Source organism: Moorena sp. SIO2C4 (genome assembly GCF_010672485.1).
Taxonomy (GTDB): domain Bacteria; phylum Cyanobacteriota; class Cyanobacteriia; order Cyanobacteriales; family Coleofasciculaceae; genus Moorena; species Moorena producens.
The window spans coordinates 1-2,998 of sequence record NZ_JAAHGN010000952.1; the positions used below are offsets into that span (position 1 = coordinate 1).

The 2,998-nt window shown below is 36.6% G+C and carries 2 protein-coding genes; both read right to left on the minus strand.

The genetic code is table 11. The annotated features are described in order from the left end of the window. Positions 1-2,386 (minus strand): contractile injection system tape measure protein (locus F6K20_RS31895; RefSeq protein ID WP_287297434.1); only part of this gene is annotated, 2,386 nt, incomplete at its 3' end. Next, the gene (locus F6K20_RS31900) at positions 2,380-2,847 is read right to left on the minus strand and encodes a hypothetical protein (RefSeq protein WP_287297436.1); all 468 of its coding nucleotides are present in this window, start codon (positions 2,845-2,847) and stop codon (positions 2,380-2,382) included. The genes F6K20_RS31900 and F6K20_RS31895, both read right to left, overlap by 7 nt. Between the last annotated feature and the right edge of the window lie 151 nt (positions 2,848-2,998).

The following is a 2,998-nucleotide window of genomic DNA, read 5'->3' on the forward strand; positions in this document are numbered from 1 at the left end:
TCCTTTGGACTCGGGCAGAATTATTGATTTCATTTAGTAATACTTCTATTTCAGTCTTAAGTTGATTAATTTGCTGTTTATGTTGGGGTAATATCTGGCTATTTAAATCAAGGTGTTGCAATTCCATTAAGAGGTGTTTCAGTTGTTCCCTTTCTTTAATAAACTCTGTATATTGCCTAGGGATTTGGATTCTATCTAAGATTTCTGGAAGTTGACTTTTAAATCCTTTTCCTTGTCTGACTAGATGCTCTATTTTGGCAACAAGATTAGTTAAAAAATCAGGATAGTTAATGTTATTACTGGTGGCAATATGTAATAAATTGTCTTGGACTAACTTGAGTTTATCTACTTTAGTATTACTATCTGAGGAGATACTGAAAAGTATTCCTTGCCATCTCTCCAATCTCAATTTGGCTTCCGGAATATTTATGGTCTGCTCTAGCTGTTCCAAGACCGGTTTTATGTCTGTATTATAGTCGGCAATAAATTGGACTGAATCCTCAGTAAACAATCCGACTATTTTGAGGAGTGTCGAATCCGAAAATTGGTAAATCAGGCGCTGCAATTGCTTGGAATTTTTTAAGCTTTGCTTAACAATAGACTTGACCTGATTTGGGGAATTGGTGATCAGGCGATCGCAATAGTCTTCTAGCTCTTGTTTGCTTAATTTTTCCGGGAGTATACTTGTTTGGATAAAGTCCCTAAAAATCTCTAGTTGTGAAGCTCTTTCTTCAGCTATAATCAACTGTGTATCTTGGCTAGGGATTTGGATTCTATCTAAGATTTCTGGAAGTCTGCTTTTAAATCCTTTTCCTTGTCTGACTAGATGCTCTATCTTGGCAACAATATTCCTTACAAACTCAGGATAGTTAATCCGATTACTGCTGGCAATATGTAATAAATTGTCTTGGACTAACTTCAGCTTATCTACTTGAGTATTACTCTCTGAGGAGATACTGAAAAGTATTCCTTGCCATCTCTCCAATCTCAATTTTGCTGCCGGAATATTTCTGGTCTGCTCTAGCTGTTCCAAGACCGGTTTTATGTCTGTATTATAGTCGGCAATAAACTGGACTGAATCCCCAGTAAACAATCCGGCTATTTTGAGGAGTGTTGAATCCGAAAATTGGTAAATCAGGCGCTGCAAATGCTTGGAATTTTTGAAGCTTTGCTTAACAATAGACTTGACCTGATTTGGGGAATTGGTGATCAAGTGATCGCAATATTGTTCTAGTTCTTGTTTGCTGAAGTTTTCGGGGAGTATACCTGTTTGGATAAAGTCGCTAAAAATGTCTAGTTGTGAAGCTCTTTCTTCAGCTCTAATCAACTGTGCATCTTGGTTAGGGATTTGGATTATATCTAAGATTTCTGGAAGTTGACTTTTAAATCCTTTTCCTGCTCTGACTAGATGCTCTATCTTGGCAACAAGACTAGTTAAAAAATCAGGATAGTTAATCCGATTACTGGTGGCAATATGTAATAAATTGTCTTGGACTAATTTGAGTTTATCTACTTTAGTCTTACTCTCTGAGGAGATGCTGAAAAATATTCCTTGCCATCTCTCCAATCTCAATTTGGCTTCCGGAATATTTATGGTCTGCTCTAGCTGTGCCAAGACAGCTTTTATATCTGTATTATAATCGGCAATAAACTGGACTAAATTACCAGTAAACAATCCGGCTATTTTGAGGAGTATTAAATCAGAAAATTGGTAAATCAGGCGCTGCAATTGCTTGGGATTTTTGAAGCTTTGCTTAACAATAGACTTGACCTGATTTGGGGAATTGGTGATCAGGCGATCGCAATAGTCTTCTAGCTCTTGTTTGCTTAAGTTTTCTGTCCACCAGGGTAGCATACCTGTTTGGATAAAGTAGCTTAAAATCTCTAGTTGTAAAGCGCTTTTACTAGCTATCTCTGATCTGCCAATTTGATCAGATAGTCTTTGATAGCGAGTTGCACTTACAGAGGTAACTTTATTTTGTCCTATATTTTCCCCCGTCTCTCCCTCTGTGCTACCAAGCAGTGGTGAAGACTTATCCAACTCAGTCTTAGGTTGTGGCTGTGTTGACAAACTATAATTTGAGTGGCTAATTTGTTCTGCTAATTGCTGTTGAATTTGTTCTAGTATTTTGTCAATCAATTCCTGTTCTAGATTATTGATATCGATATTTCCTAGGTCTATTTCTAGGGTATTAATTCGATGTATTGTATCTAAATCGCTGAACTGACTCAACAAATTATCAATGAGGGGGAGGACTTTATGGCGATATATTCTACTTACCTCATTTTGCAGTTCAAAAGCACCTTGTTGTGAACTTAAATTAAGTTCTATAATCTGTTTTTTTATAATATGTCGTTGTTGCTTCACTTCCAAAGGCTTTAACAAATCACTTCAAAATCTGTGCCGATAGTCATATATCCTAAAACCTTAAATGGTAGTATTTCAAGTCTACCATTTACCAAAAATTCTATCAGGTTATTAGTTGATTTTTTATCCATTTTTGTATTTAGCCAGAGCTGGTAGGCATTTTCAAAATTTATCATATTAGGTTTGTCTAACCAGTAGCAATAAGGGGTTATATGGGCGGGTATTTCGGCACTGATAATGTTATAAATTAGCTGTTTAAAGTTTTCTTCTTGAAAGCGAGGTAGCCAATTGGGGAATACAAAACTGATTTGGAAAGAGTAAGGATCTATTGTGTTTGAATCTGTGTTTGAATCTGTGTTTGATTTAAATTCTAAAAAATTCTCGTCTGAGTCGGGGTCGTTACTGCTGCGAGGACGAAGTAAAATATGTTCGACTATATGGAATCCTTCGGTTTCATCCAATTCATTGCAGAGAGCCAAAGTTTTTCGATGGTAAGGAATTCCTAGTAAACTACAAATTCTTTGTTTTAGTCCCGATACGTTTTCTGAACTATATGAAATTGAGCATCTGGAAATGGCATCTGTTCAGCCAAACCCTCTACATAGTTTGCCTGGGGAACATTCCGCCGCG